We start from the raw sequence: 17,125 nt of genomic DNA, 5'->3' as shown, positions 1-17,125 counted from the left end.
TGACACAAACCACAAAGATCGAACTGACCCCGGCGGGGAGTGCGGAGCGCTATCGTTTGGACACGTGGCGAACTGATCGTGACCTGTCGGATACCGGCGAAAGAACCTAGAGAATCACCAACAGTCACGAGACACTGAGCTTGACAACTCACTTCGTGTGACCGGCCCGTGACCAGGAGGATCTAGGGTCACCCGTTGGTCACTAGTGCGGCACAGTCCGCACACAGCAGCGGGGAGAACACGCATGACGACAGCACCAGACCGGGTCACGTTCCGCGAGGTGTTCGGAGTCGCCGAGTTCCGCGCGATGTGGTTCGGCGAACTGCTGTCGATCGCCGGTGACCAGCTCGCCCGGGTCGCGCTCTCCGTGCTCGTCTACGCCAACACCGGTTCCGCGACGCTGACCGGCCTCACGTACGCGCTGACGTTCTTCCCCTCGCTGCTGGGCGGCATCTTCCTCACCGGATTCGCCGACCGCTTCCCGCGCCGCACCGTGATGGTCACGGTCGACCTCATGCGCGCGGTGCTGATCCTGTGCGTAGCCATTCCCGGGCTGCCGTTCTGGGCACTATGCGTACTCGTTGGCTGCGTTTCACTACTGAATCCGCCGTTTAAGGCGTCCCAGCTTGCATTGCTGCCGCAGGTGCTCGAAGGCGACCGATTCGTGGTCGGCATGGGCATCCGCAGCATGACGGTGCAGTCCGCGCAGCTGCTCGGTTTCGCCGGCGGTGGCGCGCTGCTGCTCGCGATGGACGCCCGTCTCGCCCTCGTGCTCGACGCGGGCACCTTCGTGCTCTCCGCGCTCTTCCTCCGTTTCGGACTGAAGTACCGCCCGGCCGCGGCCAGCGGGGAGAAGCGCAAGCCGTTCCTCTCGTCGTTGAGCGCGGGCGGCAAAGTCGCCTTCGCGACCAGCGCGCTGCGTTCCCTGATGGTCTTTACGTGGCTCGCCGGCCTGATGCCGGTGTACGAAGGCATCGCCGCGCCTTACGTCGCTTCCTCGGGCGGCGGCTCCGAAATGATCGGTTTCCTGCTCGCCGCCGACCCGGTGGGCAGCGTGATCTTCACGTTCATCTACACGCGCTGGGTGCCCGCCGGGATCCGGCCGAAGCTGATCGGCCCGATGACCGCGCTCGCCGCGGTCCCGCTGCTGCTGTGTTTCCTGCAGCCGGGTCCGGTCGTCTCGGTGATCCTGTTCGTGATCTCCGGCGGCTTCGGCACGATCGCGCTGCTGCAGGCGACGGCCTCGCTGACGGTCGCGGTGCCGGACGAGAGCCGGGCGCAGACGATGGGGCTTTCGAACACCGGGCTGACCACCACGATGGGCGTGTCGCCGCTCATCGGCGGCATCATCGCGGACCACGTGAGCGCGCAGACGACCGTCGGAATCTTCGGATTGGCCGGGTTGCTCATCACGATTCCGCTCGCGATCGCGTGGCAGCGGAGCGTTTCCAGGCAGGCCGAAGAGGGGTCAGCGAAGGAAGCCACACGCGCCGAACATGCCTAATTACCCCGGCATGCCCCGCGCGTGAGGCTCTGACCTGCGCGACCTTGCGGTGCTGCTACGCGGTCACTGTTCCTTGCTGCGCATCGCTGGTCACCCTTCATCCGGCGTGTTCGGGAAAAATGTACACACCTAAGGCCCTTGTGGACAGGCGGCAAACGGTCTGAAACTGTGAGTAAGGCGAGTGTCACTGGAGATCCGCGCAAGACCCGGGGGGAAGAATGGTCACATTGGGGGAATTTTCAGGTCTGGGGCTGCGCGATGCGGTTTCCCGGTGGTCGCTCTGGACTCGGCCGCGGCAGTGGGTCGCGGTCACGCTGACGAGCATGGCCGTCACCGCGGTGCTCACCGTGGTGAGCGCGCTGGTGTTCCCGGTCAGCCTGGGCCAGCTCGGTATTCTCGGCATTCTCGCTGGTCTGGCGATCGCGCAGACCGAGGTCACGCGGCAGATCGAGCGGCAGCGCCGGATGTTGAGCCAGGGCCCGCACATCACCGTGACCTCGGTGTGGCTGCTTCCGGCGGCGCTGCTCGTGCCGCCGCAGCTGGTGGCCGCACTGGGCGTGATCATCTATGTCTACCTGGCGTTCCGTAGTTGGAACGGCACGCGCCCCGGCGAGGCGCACCGCGTCGCGGCCAACGCGACCACGATGATTCTTTCCGGTTTCGGTGCCGCACTGGCCGGAAGTCTCGCGGCGGGCCACACCGTCACCACCGTGGTCGCGGGCGCGCTCGGCTATTTCCTGGTCAACACCGCGCTGACCGGCCTTGGCCTGTACCTGACCGACCCGGCGAAGGCGACGCCCGAGTCTTGCCTCGGCACGATGGACGACAACCTGCTGGAGCTGGCGACCCTGTGCGTCGGCGGCCTGCTGGTGATGGTGCTGAGCAATGAACCGCTGCTGTCGGTGCTGGTGATCCTGCCGCTGTACGTGCTGCAGCGGTCGATGCTGATCAAGCGGCTTGAGGAACTCGCGACCACGGATCAGAAGACGCAGCTGCTCAACGCCACCACCTGGCAGGACGGTGCGCAGCGCGAGATTTCCCGTGCCGAGCGCGAGAACGGCAGCTTCGGTGCGCTGATGATCGACCTCGACCACTTCAAGCGGATCAACGACACCTACGGCCACCTCGCGGGCGATGACGTGCTCAAAGCCGTTGCCGCCGTGGTGAAACAGGAGACCCGGGCGCACGACCTCGTCGGCCGGTTCGGCGGTGAGGAGTTCGTCGCGCTGCTGCCCGCGACGTCGAAGGAAGACGCGATCGTGACGGCGGAACGGATCCGGCAGCGCATCAGCGAGCTGGTGATCCCGACGCGGACGAACGAAGGCGAGGCAGTGACGATCGAACAGCGCACCGCGTCGATTGGCGTCGCCTCGTTCCCGATGGACGGGACAAGTATCGAGGAAGTGATGGCGGCGGCCGATGCCGCCGTTTACGCGGCGAAGGACAGCGGCCGCAACCGGGTGGTCGGTTCGGTAACGCCAACCCGGGAACTGGCGGCGGTCGCTTGACGGACCTCGGGCCCGGCTGGCCTCCTCCCCCGGCCGGCCGGGCCCATTCTCCGCGAGAGAACTCGGAAATGGCACCCGAAATCCGTCTCGCCCGCCCCGCCGAATTCCCCGCCGTCGCCGCGTTGCGCTGGCGCTGGGTGGCGGAACAAGACGGCGCACCGGAGGTTGACCGGACCGCATTCGTGCGCGATTTCGCCGCCTGGGCCCGCGCGCACGCCGACACCCATCGCTGTCTCGTGGCGGTGCACGACGAGCGGGTGCTCGGCATGGCGTTCCTCGCGCTCACCCCGAGAGTGCCGACGCCGCACGACTTTTCGCGCATCTGCGGCGACGTGCAATGCGTGTACGTCGTGCCGGAAGCACGCGACAGCGGACTCGGCGGACTCCTGATCGAGGAAACCCTGCGGCTGGGCGCGGAATTCGGGCTGGAGCGGGTGACCGTGCACTCCTCTGATCGCGCGATCCCGGCCTATCTGCGGCACGGCTTCGCGAAGTCGGAGAACCTGCTCCAGAGCGAACTGCGGTTCGCGACCGACCTGCCGCCTAATCGAAGGTGATCCTCGGTTCGTCCGGCTCATTCCCTTGCGCGATCTCCCGAAAGTACTGCGCGGTGTTCTGCACGAACGTCGCCGACGCGCGGGAATCCAGGGACAGCGCGCGGATCCGGTCGGCGATGCCGCGATAGGTGTCGACCCCCTCGTCGAGGAGGAAGGCTCCCGCGTGCTGGTGTTCGAAGTAGACGATCGGATCGCCGATATCCACGTAGTACACGCAAAACCGCCCGGCCAGCCCGGGATGCCCGCCGCGATAGGAGGGCACGACGCGGACCGTCAGCTTCGCGGACGTCGCCATCAGATCGGCGAGAAATCGCAGCTGCCGGGCCATCGTCGAGGGCCCGCCGACCGGATTGCGCAGTGCCGTCTCGCCCAGCAGCACCTCGCACGGGACCGCGCCGGGGCCGACCACCAGTGGCCTGCGCATCATCCGGATCTCCGCCTGGCGTTCCGCGTCCTTCAGCGGCAATCCGTCGCCGAGGAACAGCGCCCGCGCGTAATCCGGGATCTGCAGCAGCCCCGGCAGGACGAGCGGCTGCCATTCGACCACCGACGTCGCGGCGCGTTCGCAGGCGAGCAGCCCGCCGAGGTGGTCCGGGTCGGACTGCTTGCCGCGGGCGACCCAGCCCGGTTCGGCGGTGCCGCGCGCCAGTTGCAGGATCCGCTGTTTCTCCTGCCCGACGATGCCGAGCGCGCCGAGGATGCCCGCGACGTCCTCCAGCGCGGGAATCCGTTGGCCCAGCTCCCAGTTCGACACCAGCGCCGGGTTGGTGCCGATGCGCCGGGAGAGTTCGCGCAGTCCGAAACGGGCGTCGATCCGGGCCTCGCGCAACGCGGTGCCGAGGGTGCGGATCCGGGGGGTGAGCATGGCCGTGCCTCGCATGACCGCAGTTGTAGGTGTCACCAAATGCGTACACCTCAAGCTGTCACCCGAAGGTGGAAATCGGGCCGGTCCCGCCCCGGTTTTCGGGGCGGGACCGGCCCGTGCGCGTCATTTCAGTCCGGTCGCCTCGGCCGCGGCCGGGTCTGAGTCGGCGAGGAACGTCTTGCAGCGCTCGTATTCCTCGGTCTCGCCGATCTGGCCGGCGGCGGTGCCGAGTACGGCGAGCGCGCGCAGGAAGCCCTGGTTCGGCCGGTGCGCCCACGGCACCGGGCCGAAGCCCTTCCAGCCGGCGCGGCGCAGCTGGTCGAGGCCGCGGTGGTAGCCGGTGCGGGCGTAGGCGTACGCGGCGACGGTCTCGCCGCCGGCGAGCGCGCGCTCGGCCAGCGCGGCCCAGGCCTCGCTGTAGTCGGGGTGCTCGGCGGCCACGGCGGTCGGATCGGTACCGGAGTCGAGCGCGGCCTGCGCGTCGGTGTGCTCGGGCAGCAGCGTGGGCTCGGGGCCTAGCAGGTTGTGCGTCATGCCGCCATTGTGCCCACGGTGTCCCGGGTCAGAGGAACAGGCTGGTCAGCACGCCTCCGCCGGCCAGCACGAGGGCGGCGATCAGCACGGCGGCGACGGCGCGTTTCGGCATCATGGGCCGACACCCTGCCGTGCCGGACCGCGGGCAGGCAAATCCGCCACCCGTAGGGGTGAACCCGGGTTTTTGCCCCTTCCGCGACCAGCGGGTCTTGCGGCAGGGGATGATGACGCCTATGACGAAGGCGGTTGAGGACGTCGCCGGACCGGCGGTCCCGCGTGGACCCGTTGGCAAGACCAGGCTTTTCTTCGCGACGCACTGGCACCGCGGCGCGCCGGGACAGCCGACTCCGGCCTGGGTCCTGCGGTTCTGTTACGGCATGTGGCTGACCGCGTTCGCGTTCAAGCTGGTCGGGTCGTCGTGGGACATGTCGTGGCACTTCAAGTGGCTGCGCGACGACCTCGCGCCGCCGCACCTGATCAACACCGTCGGCACGGTGATCATCGTCGTGCTGGTGGCGATCCACAGCTACACCGGCCTCGGCTGCGACCGGCGCTCGCTGCGGCTCATGCAGGCCGGGCTGATCGTGTTCCTGGTCGCCGCGCCGCTCGACGTCATCAACCACCGCGTGAACGGCCTCGACCTGACCGCGTGGAGCCCGTCGCACATGATGCTGTACCTCGGCACCGGCATCATGCAGGCGGGCGTCCTGCTCGGCTGGCTGCGGCTGGCCCCGCCGGGCCGGTTCCGCACCGGGGTGCTGCTGGCGCTGTGGGCGTTCTTCCTGGAGAACACCTTCTTCCCGAACGGCCAGCAGGAGTACGGCATCCTCGGCCTGCGCGCGTGGGAACGCGGCACGCCGGAGGCCGAGCCGACGCTGCTGTCCTTCGCCGCCGACCAGATCGGCCATCCGGTCGACCGGTCCGCGGTGCTGCACTTCACGATGCCGATCCCGGAGTGGGTGTATCCGCTGTGGGGCATCGGGGTTTCGGCGCTGATCCTGGTGCTGGCGAGGAAGACCGTCGGACACCGCTGGGCGGGGCTGACCGTGGCCGGCGCGTATGTCGCGTACCGGTGCGTGATGTGGCCGCTGCTGCTGGCGCTGGGCTTCCCGGTGTCGACGGTGCCGTTCTATCTGCTGGCGGTCGGGATCGCGGTGGATCTGGCCTTCCTGCTGCCCTGGCCTGCGGTGACGGGGGCGGTTTTGGTGACGGTGCTGGGGTATGGCGCGTTCTGGGTGCAGGCTCAGTTGCGGCCTTGGCTGCTCGGAGAAGTGCAGACGGAGTCGGCGCCGCCGGTGGCGTATTGGACGGCGTTGGTGGCTGTGGCGGCGTTGTTCGCGTTGTGGGCTGGGGCTGGTCCGGCTAAGGAGTGGTGGGCTTCGCGGCGGAGGACGGCGCTGCCCTCCTCGTGATGGGTGTTCGCAATTGTTGTCGCTGGACAGGGCCTAGCTGGACAGCAGCTTGCGGTAGTGATCCGTGGCCGGTTTGATGCCGTGGTCCGGATCGGCGTTGTACAAGCCGTCCGGGCCTTTCGGGCCGAAGCTGTACGGCTGATACAGCGTCGCGCAGGACGGTTCGGTTTTGGCGAGTCGTTGCCAGCGTTGCCATTCCGCGTCGTAGCGGGCCAGGTGATAGCGCATGGCGGCTTTGTCGTACCTGCCGTTCTGGTCGCCGGCGTAGCCGCGCAGCATCACTTCCCAGCCGTGATGCACCACGCGGTGCCAGGACTGGCCGTAGCGCGCGGACACTCTCAGGTACGTCCGGTCGGCGTGGTCGCGCAGCGGGATCGTCCCGGACAGTGCCACGATTTCGTCCCACATCCGAGCCGCCAAGGCCTTCTCTGCGAGCACCGGTTCGACCCGGCCCTTTGCGACGATTGCGGCATAATCGCTGGTCAGGTCCTTGTCGGAGCCGCCGAGGAACTGGTCGCGGGTCCACATCAGCCGGCCCATCGGGTGCACCACGCTGTAATGCCCGCGGAGCACAGCGGCCGCCGACAGCAGCGCTAGCCGACGGAAGCGGCGGACTTGCTCGCCGCGCAAGCCGAGCCTCGTTGTCGCGTACTCGGTGAACGCGCCTTCCTCGCCGAGGCTGGTGTCGCGGGTCCACCGGGCGATCACCCAGGTGTTGAGATCGCACCACAATTCGTTCTGCAGATAAGGTCCGCGCCAGCCACCGCCGCGCGACCAGGTCCAGATCCCGGCGATAATGGGATTGTCGACGACTTCGGCGAGCCCGATCGGACCGGTGCGCGACGGGGTGCGGAATTCCTCAAAGCCGTTGACCACACCGTCGATCACGTAATTCGGGAACGCGCCTTTTCCCTCGTACTCGCGCTGGCATTCCACCTCGATGATCTGCCGGTGCTTGCCGACGCCGATGGTCCGGTTGAACGGAATTGTCCGCCAGAAGTCTTTCTCGGTGTGCTTGATCGAGAAGACCAGCTTCTCGTGCGTCTCGACCTGGTCGGTCACCTGCCGGTAGAAGTCCGGGTCGCTGGTCAGCTTGTCGCTGCCGGTGGACCAGGTGCGGTAGAAGACCCGCTTGTTCGCGCGTACGCACATCTCGTCGCGCAGGATGCCGAGCAAGGTCAGATGGCTCGCGGCACCGTTGGTGATCGGGTTGTTCCCGGTGTGGAACGGCACATTCTGCACGTACGTCTCGCCGGTTCGGACGACAATTCCGTCCAGGCCAGGGAACCGTGCGCAGATCTCACTCAGCATCAGCCGGTGGATTTGCTGAGTGAGCGGCCGGTCGAAGCTGATCCGGCCTTTGCTGTCGAGAATTTGCTCGCCATACAGTTCGACTAGGCGTTTCGGCAGCACGATGATGTCGGTGAAGATATACGCCGCGATACCCGCCGCGTGCGCTCGCGCGATGTGTGCGTCGATCTTCTTCGCCGCCGCTTCGACCCAGGCTCGCCCCTCCGAGCCAGCAGGAAAGATGCGCTGATCGAACGAATCGAAGGTGATCGCGGTCTGCGGTGGGATGAACTCGTTGATCACCTGACCGTCGTAGCCGTAGCTCTTCAGCGTCGCCGGATCATTGAAGCGACTGGAAAACAGCGGTTCGCCGGGGTTGTTCTGGACCATGTCGAGCAGGAACGGCAGCCGTCGGCCAGCGGGTTTCGCGAACGCTGTCCCGGCGGTGGCCGCCAGAGCCGCGAGCGCGACCCCGCCGCGCAACACCGTCCGCCGACTGGTTTCCCACGCTGCGCCCATGCCCGCGGCCTCCATAATGATCAGAATAGATCTGATGTATTTGCCCGAGAATAAGAACTGCTCCAGACCGCGTCAACCGCATTCATGCTTGTGAACAGCTGTCCCGCACAGACAGGATCCTTGCCCTGACGCTGGCGGAGCTGGTACCCCTGGAAGACCAAGACATCTGATGACTGGAGTGGATGCGATCATGGACCACGCAGGAATCAGCCGCCGCAGCATGCTCGCCGCGGCCGGTGCCGCCGGACTGCTCGGCCTCACCGCGACCCGCGCGCAAGCCGCCCCCGCCGCCACCCCGTGGTACCCCTCCGCCAAATTCGGCATCTTCATCCACTGGGGCGCGTACTCGGCCGCGGCCTGGGGAGACGCCAAACATGCCGCGGAGTGGTACCTCTACGCCATGAACGTCACGGATCCCGCGCGGGGCACCGGAACCCGTGACCACCACCTGAAAACCTACGGCGCGGACTTCGCCTACGACCAGTTCATCCCACGCTTCACCGCCCGCCGCTACAACCCGCACTCCTGGGTACGCCTCTTTGAACAAGCCGGTGCCCGGTATTTCGTCCTGATCTCCAAACACCATGACGGTTTTCAACTGTTCCGCAACACAGTGTCAGACCGCAATTCCGTCCGCCTAGGCCCAGGCCGCGACCTAGTCGGCGAACTGTTCTCCGCCGCCGCCCACTCCCGGCTCAAACGCGGCCTCTACTACTCATTGGGCGAGTTCTACAGCCCCGCGCTCGGCACCGCGCCGAGAAACCCTTACACCGGCGAAGAAATCGCCTACACCGGATACCGCCCAGTCACCGACTACGTGACACAATACGAGCACGCGCACTTGAAAACCATCATCGACCAGTACGATCCAGACATCCTGTGGGCAGACGGCCAGGGCTACCACGAATTCGGCGGCGGCCCGATCTTCCGGCCGAAGACGTGGGATTGGCGCAGCGACGAAATCCTGTCTTATTACTATCGCAACGCCGCCGACCGCCCACGCCCGAAGAGCGTCCTGGCAAACGACCGCTTCGAGGCGTCACACGCGGATTTCGTGACGGTAGAAGGGGATAACAAGAAGTACGTCCTGCGCCCCGACCCGTGGGAAGCGTGCCTGAACATTGGAAAGTCTTGGGGTTACAACGAAAACGAGGACCCCGCGAAGATCAAATCCTCGGTACAGCTGATTCGCCTGCTAGCCGAAGTCGTCAGCAAGAACGGCAACCTGCTGCTCAACATCGGCCCCCGCGAGGACGGCACCATCGCGGACTGGATGAGCACCCGCCTCCTCGACATGGGCCGATGGCTACGCATCAACGGCCGCGCGATCTACGGTTCGACGCCTTGGCAACGAGCCATGGACGGCGACCTCTGCTACACCCGCACGCGCGGCGCGTTCAACCTGATCCCACTCCATTGGCCTGGCGCGCGACTTCTCGTGCCGGGGGATGTGCCGATCGGAGGCCGTTCGCGAATTCGCTTGCTGGGCGGGCATTCCCGGCCACTGCCGTGGAGTCGAACGGCGGATGGGGTGGTGATCGAGCTGCCGGCGCGGCGGATGGATGACTTCGGGGAGGAGTTTCCGGCGGTGCTCACGGTGACGGATTGGTAGGTGATTGGCTCCGGACACGGACTCGCCATAGCGCGTTTTGCCGACATCGGAGGCACCCGAACCAACGGGTGTAGCTCATTGCGCTACATATGGCTACACTGGTAGCCGTGAAGGTGATTACTCAGCGGGAGTTCCGCAACAACTCCGCTGCCGTTATGGACGCCGTCGAGGCGGGCGAGATCTACTACGTCACCCGCAACGGCGTCGAGGTGGCCGAGTTGCGACCGATACCGCGCAGGCGTCGCCTTACTGCCGAGGAGTTGGTGGAGCGGCATCGACGGTTGCCCGCGGTCGAAGCGGCCTCGCTACGACGGGAAGCCGACGAGTTCTTCGGCACCGAGGACCGTCTAGGTCTCGACGACGCGTGGGAGCGACCTCGTGACTGAACGCCGCGAGGCAGGCGTGCTCGACACCTGCACCTATATTGACCTTGGCTTCCTAGACCCGTCGGCATTGCCCAAGATCCCGGAACTGACCGCGGTCACCATGGCCGAACTGCATCAAGGGGTGGCGATGGCGAAGGATGCCGCCGTTCGTGCGGCGCGCACCGAGAAGCTCGGCGCCGCCATCGTCGACTTCGCACCGCTGCCGTTCGACAGTGAGGCGGCCGCCCGCTACGGGACATTGGTTGCGCTCGTTCTCGCGGCGAAGCGAGACCCTCGGCCTCGCCGGATGGATCTGATGATCGCCGCCATCGCGTCCTCGCGAGAACTGCCGCTCTACACCCGCAACGCAGATGACTTCAAAGGTTTGGGCAACATGGTCGAGGTCATAGCTGTTTGAGCAGCTGCATCCTCGATTGCCAGCCGTCGCCGAGTACGCCGTCGCGTAGTCACGATCTACGTGCCGGAGGGACCTCGGCCAGTGCAGCCGAACAGTCCGCCGACTGATCAACAGTGGTCCGGCGCGCCGCCACCCCAAGCACCCCAACGACGGTCAAACCGATCAGCACGACATAAAACACCGCCAGCGCGACCCAGCTCCCACCCCCAAGCGTGAGAGCGAGCTGCCCAACCAACGGAGTCGTCCCGCCGATCAGCGTCGCCGACAGCTGATAAGCCACCGAGATCCCGGTGTACCTGATCCGCACCGGAAACGCCTCGGCGAGGAACCCGGCGAGCACCGCGTAGTAGCCGGCGGTTGGGATCATCACCGCGATCAACACCAGCAGGATCCCGACCGGATTCCCCACGGAGACAACAAAAAACGCGGGAAAGGCGAGGACGATCGCGGCACCGAGGTTGAGCACCATGAACCGCGCGGTGCCGATCCGTTCGGCGAGGCGGGCGGCGATCGGCTGCCACCCGAACTGGGCGATGACCGGGCCGAGGAGGATCAGCAGCATCACTTGCCGGTCCACGCCGAGTTGGCCGGTTGTGTAGGACAGCATGAACGTCGAGGTGAAGTACGCGCCGCCGATGCCCAGTGCACAGGCGAGAACACCCATGACCAGCTTCGCCCAGTGGTGCCGCAGCAGTTCCGCGATCGGCACCTTCACGATCTGCCGATCGGTGGCCGCCGCTTCGAACTCGGGGGATTCCTCGACTTTCAGCCGGATCAGCAGCCCGACCACCACCAGCACCGCGGAGGCCAGGAACGGAATCCGCCATCCCCACGAGAGAAACGCGTCCTTGTCGATCAGGCCGACCACGATGAACGCCGTCGTCGCGAGGATGTTGCCGACGGGCGATCCCTGCTGCACCCACATCGCCGACCGGATGCCGCGGCCGCGCCCGGCGCTCTCCGCCGCCATGAGGACGGCGCCGCCCCATTCGCCGCCGACCGCGAAGCCCTGTGCGGCTCGCAGCACCACCAGCAGGATCGGCGCGGCCACGCCCCATCGGTCCGCGCCGGGGAGCAGCCCGGTGAGGACGGTGGAAATCCCCATGATCATCAGCGTCACCACGAGGGTGTTCTTGCGGCCGAGGCGATCGCCGATGTGCCCGAACACGATCCCGCCCAACGGCCGCGACAGGAATCCCGCCCAGAAGGTCGCGAAGGAGGCCAGCAGGCCCACGGCGGGACCTGCCTGCGGGAAGAAGACGGTGGGCAGGACGAGGGCGGCGGCGGTGCCGAAGAGGTAGAAGTCGTACCACTCGATCGCGGTTCCGACGAAAGCGCCAAGCGCGGCCCGACGTGCGGTATCGCCAGTGACAGTCATGCGGGTGAGTCCCTTTCGGACGACGGCTCCGAGCGAGCCGTCCAGTCAGCGTGAGCTACCCACGACCATGCTGTCCAATGACACTTCCACATCAGAGTATGTTGCCTAGACATGGTGGATCTGACGCTGTTCGCCTCGTACGTCGCGGTGGTCCAGGAGGGCTCGATCTCCGCGGGAGCCCGCCGGTGCAACATCACGCAGCCGGCGATGACGCGGCAGATCCAGCGGCTCGAACACAGCCTCGGCGTGCGGCTGCTGGTGCGAGGCAAGGGGTCGCTGCGGACAACCCCGGCCGGGGCCAGGTTTTACGACCGGGCGACCGATCTGCTCACGCTCGCCGAGAACGTCGTGGGACGCACTCAGCAGGAGGCCGCCCAGACCCGCGAAATCCTGCACGTGATCGCGCCGCCCGCCACGATTTCGTCGGTCGTCGCGCCGTATCTCGTCGCGCGCGGCACGTCCACGCCGCTCCTCGACTGCGACGAAGCCGAGCCGTTCCGCGTGTTCGACACCGCCGCGGCAAGGGGTGCGGACCTGGGAGTGTCGACCGGCGTGCCCCGGCCGGGATGGCAGCGGCGCGCGATCTCCTCGGCGCTCATCTGGGCCCACGTCCCGCCGGGACACGAGCTCGCGCGCCTGCCGGAGATCAAGGTCGAGGACCTGGTCCGGCACCCGCTCGTCCTGCTCACGCCGAACAGCGCCGCACGCCGCCTGCTCGACCAGGAGGTAGCCCGGACCGGCTGCCAGCTCGCCGATCCGCTCGTCGTCCGGCAGCCCGCCATCGCGGCCGCGCTCGCCGTCGCGGGCCGGGGCATCGCGGTGCTGACCGACGATCCTGGGCCAGACGTGCTCGCGATCCCGATCCGCGGCGAAGCGGAACCGCTGCGGGTGCCGCTCTACGCCGGATGGGACCCCGACAACCCGCGCGCCCGCCTGGTCGAGGAGACCGCGATCGATCTCGGCGACTTCTTCGAAGCGCGCACCCGGGCTCGCGTCCGGGCCCATCGAGACCATGTTATGAACACATAATTCGATGTCTGATTATCATTCGACAGCATGCCAAATCGTGGACACTCTGGGAGCAGCGTTCCCTGACCGAGGAGTTGGTCCATGAGCAAGACCGAGCAGACCGTCGAGATCCCGCACCTAGGCGGGTCGACCATCGGCTGCACCTTCGCGAAACCGTACGACCCCGCGCTGCCCACGCTGGTCTTGATCAACTCGTACACGACCTCGGCAGATCTGTATCGCGCGCAGTTCGAAGACCCGGCCCTGACGTCCGCGGCGAACCTGCTCGCCCTGGAACCGTACGGACACGGCCGCACGCGAGCCGGGTACCAGCACTTCACCTACTGGGACAGCGCGATCGCGAACCTGCAGGTGTTGGAAGCCCTCGGCATCCGAGAGGCCCACGTGCTCGGCACCTCGCAGGGCGGCTGGATCGCGGTCCGGATGGCGCTGCTCGCCCCGGACGTCGTGCGCGGCGTTCTCCTGCTGGGCACGTCGATGGACTTCGAAAGCCCGCGCAGCCAGGAATTGGGCTGCTGGGACGGGATCGCGTTCAACACGCCGGTCATCGACCTCCTCGCGGCTCCGGTCGGCGAGGACTGGGTCGTGCCAGACGAATTCGTCGACGGCGTGTTCGGCACGGCGATGGGCGGACTGTCCGAAGAGGACCGTGCATTCTGGCTGGCCGCCTACCGCACGAACTACTCCGGTGACGCCGGACGGCACCGGCTGCGAGTCAGCACCGTGAACCTGCGAGACCGGGACGGCTTGCACGGCAGGCTCGACGAGGTCCGCTGCCCGGTGCGATGGCTGCACGGCACGGCGGACCAGGTCTATTCGGTGGCGAATGCCGAGGAGGAGATCCGGATGTTCACGGCTTCGCCGGACGCGCGGCTGGAGATCGTGGAGGGCGGGCAGCACTTCCTGAGCGCATCGAATCCGGCGGAGGTGGACGCGGCGGCGTTGGATTTCTTGCGCGAGCCGGGGCACTAGGTCTCGGGGATCGGCGTCCCGTTCGGCCACACGCACGGCGAGGTGCTGATGAGGAACAGGCCGCCGGCGGAATTCGCTTGGAGTGCCATGCGGAAACCGTCCGCGTTGTTCTCGACCCAGAGGTATTCGTTCGACACCCGCCAAAAAGCAGGAAGGCCGCCCCGACCAAAATCGAGACGGCCTTCCTCAGCAAACCTCGTCAGCCCAGCTTGTTGCCAGCCGAGCCAAGGGCCCGCGTCGCCTCGACGACGCGGGCCGCCATGCCGGCTTCCGCTGCCTTCAGGTAGCTGCGCGGGTCGTAGACCTTCTTGTTCCCGACCTCGCCGTCGATCTTCAGCACACCGTCGTAGTTCTTGAAGAAGTGGTCCGCGATCGGGCGGGTGAACGCGTACTGCGTGTCGGTGTCCACGTTCATCTTCACCACGCCGTACGACACCGCCTCGCGGATTTCCTCCGGGAGGGAGCCCGAGCCGCCGTGGAAGACCAGTTCGAAGGGCTTCGAGCCGGCGTCCAGGCCGAGCTTCTTCGCCGCCGCTTCCTGGCCGCCCTTGAGCACGTCCGGGCGCAGCTTCACGTTGCCCGGCTTGTACACGCCGTGCACGTTGCCGAACGTCGCGGCCAGCAGGTAGCGGCCCTTCTCGCCGGCGCCGAGCGCGTCGATCGTCTTCAGGAAGTCGCCCTCGGCGGTGTACAGCTTCTCGTTGATCTCCGCCTCGACGCCGTCCTCCTCGCCGCCGACGACGCCGATTTCGACCTCGAGGATGATCTTCGCCGCCGCGGCCTTGGCGAGCAGTTCCTGCGCGATCTGCAGGTTCTCGTCGAGATCGATGGCCGAACCGTCCCACATGTGGGACTGGAACAGCGGCAGCCCGCCGCCGCGGACGCGTTCGGCGGAGATCTCGATCAGCGGGCGGACGAAGCCGTCCAGCTTGTCCTTCGGGCAGTGGTCGGTGTGCAGGGCGACGTTGACGTCGTACTTCGCCGCCACCACCTGAGCGAACTCGGCCAGCGCGGTCGCGCCGACAACCATGTCCTTCACCTTCTGCCCGGACGCGAACTCCGCGCCGCCGGTGGAGAACTGGATGATCCCGTCGCTCTCCGCCTCGGCGAACCCGCGGATCGCGGCGTTCACGGTTTCCGACGAGGTCACGTTGATGGCCGGGTAGGCGAATTCGTTCGTCTTCGCCCGGTCGAGCATCTCCGCGTACACCTCGGGGGTGGCGATGGGCATCGGTTCCTCCTCGAGACGACTGGCTTCTACAGCGGCATCGTACGAGGTGGACCGGCCGGGCCGACCGGTCCTACCTCACACGAGACGAAACCGACTGGAGCGATTCAGAGCAGCTCGGCCGCGATTGCCCGGTAGGCAGGGAACGGATCGTCGTCCAGCGCCTGCACGCTGACGTGCTCAGCGCCCGCGTCGAGGTGCGCCCGCAGGCCCTTGGCCAGCGCTTTCGCGTCGCCGTGGACGGCGAGCGCGTCGATCAGGCGGTCGCTGCCCTTCCCGGCGATGTCTTCCTCGGAGAAGCCGTATTTGCGCAGGTTGGCGGTGTAGTTGGACAGGCCGAGGTAGAACTGCACCGTCTTGCGGCCGGTCTCGCGCGCCCGCTCCGGATCGGTGTCGAAGACGACCTTCTGCTCGGGCGCGAGCAGCGCCGCCGAGCCGAGGATCTCCCGCGCGGCCCGGGTGTGCTCCGGGGTGGTCAGGTACGGGTGCGCGGCCGCGGTGCGGTCGCGGGCGAGTTCGAGCACCTTCGGGCCGAGGGCGGCGAGCGCGCGCGATTCCTCCGGCACCCCGGCCGCGTCGAGCGCGTCCAGGTATTCGACCAGCGCCGCGTACGGCTTCTTGTACTCCTGCGTGTGCTCGCGGTGGCCCGCGCCGACCCCGAGCAGGAAGCGTCCCGGGTGCTTTCCTTCGATCCGGTGGAACGCCTGTGCGACGCTCTCGGGCGCGTCGGCCCAGATGTTGACGATCCCGGTGGCGACCTTGATCCGCTCGGTCGCGTCCAGCACCTCGTCGACGATCGCCAGGTCGCCTCCGGGCGAACCGCCGAGCCAGATCGTGCCGTAGCCCAGTTTCTCCACCTCGGCGGCGAACGCGCCGTCCACCTGGGCCGACATCCGCCACACGCCTAGCTTGCCCAATTCGATAGCCATGCCCCGCCCAACGCACGGGAACCCGGTTTTCCTCCCGCCGCGGCCGGATTAGGTTCGAAAGCATGACCAAGCTCGGCTCCACGGAACTGGACATCCACGGCCTCAACCTCGGCTGCAACGTCTTCGGCCACACAGCGGACGAACCCACGTCATTCGCTGTTCTCGACGCGTACACCGCGGCCGGCGGCAACTTCCTCGACACGGCCAACACCTATGGCGGCGGTGGCGGTTCCGAAACGATCATCGGCAACTGGCTCGCCAAGCGCGGCCGCCGCGACGACCTCGTCATCGCCACCAAGATCGGCGCCGGGGAGCAGCGGCCTGGCCTCGCCGCCGCGAACATCGCCGAGGGCGTCGAAGAATCCTTGCGCCGCCTGCGAACCGACCACATCGACCTTTACTACGCGCACAAGGACGATCCCGACACCCCGCTGGAGGAGACCCTCGCCGCGTTCGACCAGCTCGTGCGCGCGGGCAAGGTCCGCTACATCGCGGCCTCCAACTACGAACCGGACCGGCTCGCCTCCGCACTGTCCATTTCGGACGAGAACAGTCTCGCCCGATACGTTGCCCTGCAACCGCATTACAACCTCGTCGAGCGGGATTACGAGCGAGATCTGGCCCCGCTGGTCGCCCGCGAGAACCTGGCGACGCTGCCGTATTTCGGGCTGGCCATGGGATTCCTCACCGGCAAGTACCGTTCGAAGGACGAGCCGGGCGACTCGCCGCGTGCCCCGCGAGCGCTGAAATACCTCGACGCGCGCGGCGAACGAGTGCTCGCCGCGCTGGACGAAATCGCCGCCGCACATGGAGCTTCGGTCGCCAGTGTCGCGCTCGCGTGGCTCCGTCAGCAGCCGACCGTGGCCGCGCCGATCGCCAGTGCGCGCAACCCCGAACAGCTCGTCGATCTGCTCGCGTCGGTCGAGCTGAACCTGACCGACGCCGAACTCACCGCTTTGGGCGAAGCGTCGAACTGATACCTACCGAGTAGTAGCTTACTGCGGG

General features: G+C 67.1%; 17 protein-coding genes. 10 read left to right on the top strand and 7 right to left on the bottom strand.

Annotation, left to right across the window (positions count from 1 at the left end):
* Positions 1-244 precede the first annotated feature (244 nt).
* The 3 genes from ACFSVL_RS12750 to ACFSVL_RS12740 all read left to right on the top strand — a co-directional run bounded on the left by ACFSVL_RS12750 (position 245) and on the right by ACFSVL_RS12740 (position 3,569).
* The gene (locus ACFSVL_RS12750; protein WP_378303691.1) at positions 245-1,504 is read left to right on the top strand and encodes an MFS transporter; all 1,260 of its coding nucleotides are present in this window, start codon (positions 245-247) and stop codon (positions 1,502-1,504) included.
* Between the two features lie 323 nt (positions 1,505-1,827).
* Positions 1,828-3,012: a sensor domain-containing diguanylate cyclase gene (locus ACFSVL_RS12745; protein WP_378303689.1), complete on the top strand. Its 1,185-nt coding sequence runs from the start codon at positions 1,828-1,830 to the stop codon at positions 3,010-3,012.
* Positions 3,013-3,080: 68 nt separating this feature from the next.
* On the top strand, positions 3,081-3,569 hold the full coding sequence (locus ACFSVL_RS12740) for a GNAT family N-acetyltransferase (RefSeq protein ID WP_378303687.1): 489 nt from the start codon (positions 3,081-3,083) through the stop codon (positions 3,567-3,569).
* Here the strand turns inward: ACFSVL_RS12740 and ACFSVL_RS12735 are convergent.
* On the bottom strand, positions 3,556-4,449 hold the full coding sequence (locus ACFSVL_RS12735; RefSeq protein WP_378303685.1) for a helix-turn-helix domain-containing protein: 894 nt from the start codon (positions 4,447-4,449) through the stop codon (positions 3,556-3,558). The genes ACFSVL_RS12740 and ACFSVL_RS12735 overlap by 14 nt on opposite strands.
* Positions 4,450-4,557: 108 nt before the next feature.
* Positions 4,558-4,968, bottom strand: a complete 411-nt coding sequence (locus ACFSVL_RS12730) for a DUF3151 domain-containing protein (RefSeq protein WP_378303683.1) — start codon at positions 4,966-4,968, stop codon at positions 4,558-4,560.
* A 233-nt stretch (positions 4,969-5,201) separates the two neighbouring features.
* On the opposite strand from ACFSVL_RS12730, the gene ACFSVL_RS12725 reads away from it, so the two are divergent.
* Positions 5,202-6,380, top strand: coding sequence for a hypothetical protein (locus tag ACFSVL_RS12725; protein ID WP_378303682.1), 1,179 nt, complete (start codon positions 5,202-5,204; stop codon positions 6,378-6,380).
* A gap of 33 nt (positions 6,381-6,413) precedes the next feature.
* Here ACFSVL_RS12725 and ACFSVL_RS12720 read toward each other — a convergent pair whose 3' ends face one another.
* A complete protein-coding gene (locus ACFSVL_RS12720; RefSeq protein ID WP_378303680.1) occupies positions 6,414-8,189 on the bottom strand; it encodes a hypothetical protein in 1,776 nt (591 codons plus the stop codon).
* A 178-nt stretch (positions 8,190-8,367) separates the two neighbouring features.
* Between ACFSVL_RS12720 and ACFSVL_RS12715 the strand changes: the two genes are divergently transcribed.
* From ACFSVL_RS12715 to ACFSVL_RS12705, 3 genes are all read left to right on the top strand, one after another.
* On the top strand, positions 8,368-9,801 hold the full coding sequence (locus tag ACFSVL_RS12715; protein ID WP_378303678.1) for an alpha-L-fucosidase: 1,434 nt from the start codon (positions 8,368-8,370) through the stop codon (positions 9,799-9,801).
* Positions 9,802-9,908: 107 nt separating this feature from the next.
* Positions 9,909-10,187, top strand: coding sequence for a type II toxin-antitoxin system Phd/YefM family antitoxin (locus ACFSVL_RS12710; RefSeq protein WP_378303676.1), 279 nt, complete (start codon positions 9,909-9,911; stop codon positions 10,185-10,187).
* Positions 10,180-10,584: a type II toxin-antitoxin system VapC family toxin gene (locus tag ACFSVL_RS12705; RefSeq protein ID WP_378303674.1), complete on the top strand. Its 405-nt coding sequence runs from the start codon at positions 10,180-10,182 to the stop codon at positions 10,582-10,584. Before ACFSVL_RS12710 ends, ACFSVL_RS12705 begins: the two co-directional genes overlap by 8 nt.
* A 49-nt stretch (positions 10,585-10,633) precedes the next feature.
* Here the strand turns inward: ACFSVL_RS12705 and ACFSVL_RS12700 are convergent, their stop codons facing one another.
* Positions 10,634-11,962, bottom strand: a complete 1,329-nt coding sequence (locus ACFSVL_RS12700) for an MFS transporter (protein WP_378303672.1) — start codon at positions 11,960-11,962, stop codon at positions 10,634-10,636.
* Between the two features lie 111 nt (positions 11,963-12,073).
* Between ACFSVL_RS12700 and ACFSVL_RS12695 the strand changes: the two genes are divergently transcribed.
* The gene (locus ACFSVL_RS12695) at positions 12,074-12,991 is read left to right on the top strand and encodes a LysR family transcriptional regulator (protein WP_378303670.1); all 918 of its coding nucleotides are present in this window, start codon (positions 12,074-12,076) and stop codon (positions 12,989-12,991) included.
* 81 nt (positions 12,992-13,072) lie between these two features.
* A complete protein-coding gene (locus tag ACFSVL_RS12690) occupies positions 13,073-13,963 on the top strand; it encodes an alpha/beta fold hydrolase (RefSeq protein WP_378303669.1) in 891 nt (296 codons plus the stop codon).
* On the opposite strand, the gene ACFSVL_RS12685 is transcribed toward ACFSVL_RS12690, so the two are convergent.
* The 3 genes from ACFSVL_RS12685 to ACFSVL_RS12675 all read right to left on the bottom strand — a co-directional run bounded on the left by ACFSVL_RS12685 (position 13,960) and on the right by ACFSVL_RS12675 (position 16,120).
* Positions 13,960-14,100, bottom strand: coding sequence for a hypothetical protein (locus ACFSVL_RS12685; protein ID WP_378303667.1), 141 nt, complete (start codon positions 14,098-14,100; stop codon positions 13,960-13,962). The two genes, ACFSVL_RS12690 and ACFSVL_RS12685, sit on opposite strands and share 4 nt — an antisense overlap.
* A gap of 62 nt (positions 14,101-14,162) precedes the next feature.
* Positions 14,163-15,194: a class II fructose-bisphosphate aldolase gene (fbaA, locus tag ACFSVL_RS12680; protein WP_378303665.1), complete on the bottom strand. Its 1,032-nt coding sequence runs from the start codon at positions 15,192-15,194 to the stop codon at positions 14,163-14,165.
* A 104-nt stretch (positions 15,195-15,298) separates the two neighbouring features.
* The gene (locus tag ACFSVL_RS12675) at positions 15,299-16,120 is read right to left on the bottom strand and encodes an LLM class F420-dependent oxidoreductase (RefSeq protein WP_378303664.1); all 822 of its coding nucleotides are present in this window, start codon (positions 16,118-16,120) and stop codon (positions 15,299-15,301) included.
* A 62-nt stretch (positions 16,121-16,182) separates the two neighbouring features.
* Here ACFSVL_RS12675 and ACFSVL_RS12670 point away from each other — a divergent pair, with 62 nt between their 5' ends.
* The gene (locus tag ACFSVL_RS12670) at positions 16,183-17,097 is read left to right on the top strand and encodes an aldo/keto reductase (RefSeq protein ID WP_378303662.1); all 915 of its coding nucleotides are present in this window, start codon (positions 16,183-16,185) and stop codon (positions 17,095-17,097) included.
* Positions 17,098-17,125: the final 28 nt, after the last annotated feature.

The sequence above is a fragment of the Amycolatopsis silviterrae genome, assembly GCF_042684085.1.
Taxonomy (GTDB): domain Bacteria; phylum Actinomycetota; class Actinomycetes; order Mycobacteriales; family Pseudonocardiaceae; genus Amycolatopsis; species Amycolatopsis silviterrae.
This window is presented reverse-complemented; position numbering and strand designations above follow the sequence as displayed.

Coding starts and splice junctions, on each gene's coding strand:
- ACFSVL_RS12740 (WP_378303687.1), top strand. CDS start 3,081: ATGGCACCCGAAATCCGTCTCGCCCGCCCCGCCGAATTCCCCGCCGTC.
- ACFSVL_RS12735 (WP_378303685.1), bottom strand. CDS start 4,449: ATGCGAGGCACGGCCATGCTCACCCCCCGGATCCGCACCCTCGGCACC.
- ACFSVL_RS12745 (WP_378303689.1), top strand. CDS start 1,828: ATGGCCGTCACCGCGGTGCTCACCGTGGTGAGCGCGCTGGTGTTCCCG.
- fbaA (WP_378303665.1), bottom strand. CDS start 15,194: ATGCCCATCGCCACCCCCGAGGTGTACGCGGAGATGCTCGACCGGGCG.
- ACFSVL_RS12730 (WP_378303683.1), bottom strand. CDS start 4,968: ATGACGCACAACCTGCTAGGCCCCGAGCCCACGCTGCTGCCCGAGCAC.
- ACFSVL_RS12700 (WP_378303672.1), bottom strand. CDS start 11,962: ATGACTGTCACTGGCGATACCGCACGTCGGGCCGCGCTTGGCGCTTTC.
- ACFSVL_RS12720 (WP_378303680.1), bottom strand. CDS start 8,189: ATGGGCGCAGCGTGGGAAACCAGTCGGCGGACGGTGTTGCGCGGCGGG.
- ACFSVL_RS12750 (WP_378303691.1), top strand. CDS start 245: ATGACGACAGCACCAGACCGGGTCACGTTCCGCGAGGTGTTCGGAGTC.
- ACFSVL_RS12670 (WP_378303662.1), top strand. CDS start 16,183: ATGACCAAGCTCGGCTCCACGGAACTGGACATCCACGGCCTCAACCTC.
- ACFSVL_RS12725 (WP_378303682.1), top strand. CDS start 5,202: ATGACGAAGGCGGTTGAGGACGTCGCCGGACCGGCGGTCCCGCGTGGA.
- ACFSVL_RS12690 (WP_378303669.1), top strand. CDS start 13,073: ATGAGCAAGACCGAGCAGACCGTCGAGATCCCGCACCTAGGCGGGTCG.
- ACFSVL_RS12695 (WP_378303670.1), top strand. CDS start 12,074: ATGGTGGATCTGACGCTGTTCGCCTCGTACGTCGCGGTGGTCCAGGAG.
- ACFSVL_RS12675 (WP_378303664.1), bottom strand. CDS start 16,120: ATGGCTATCGAATTGGGCAAGCTAGGCGTGTGGCGGATGTCGGCCCAG.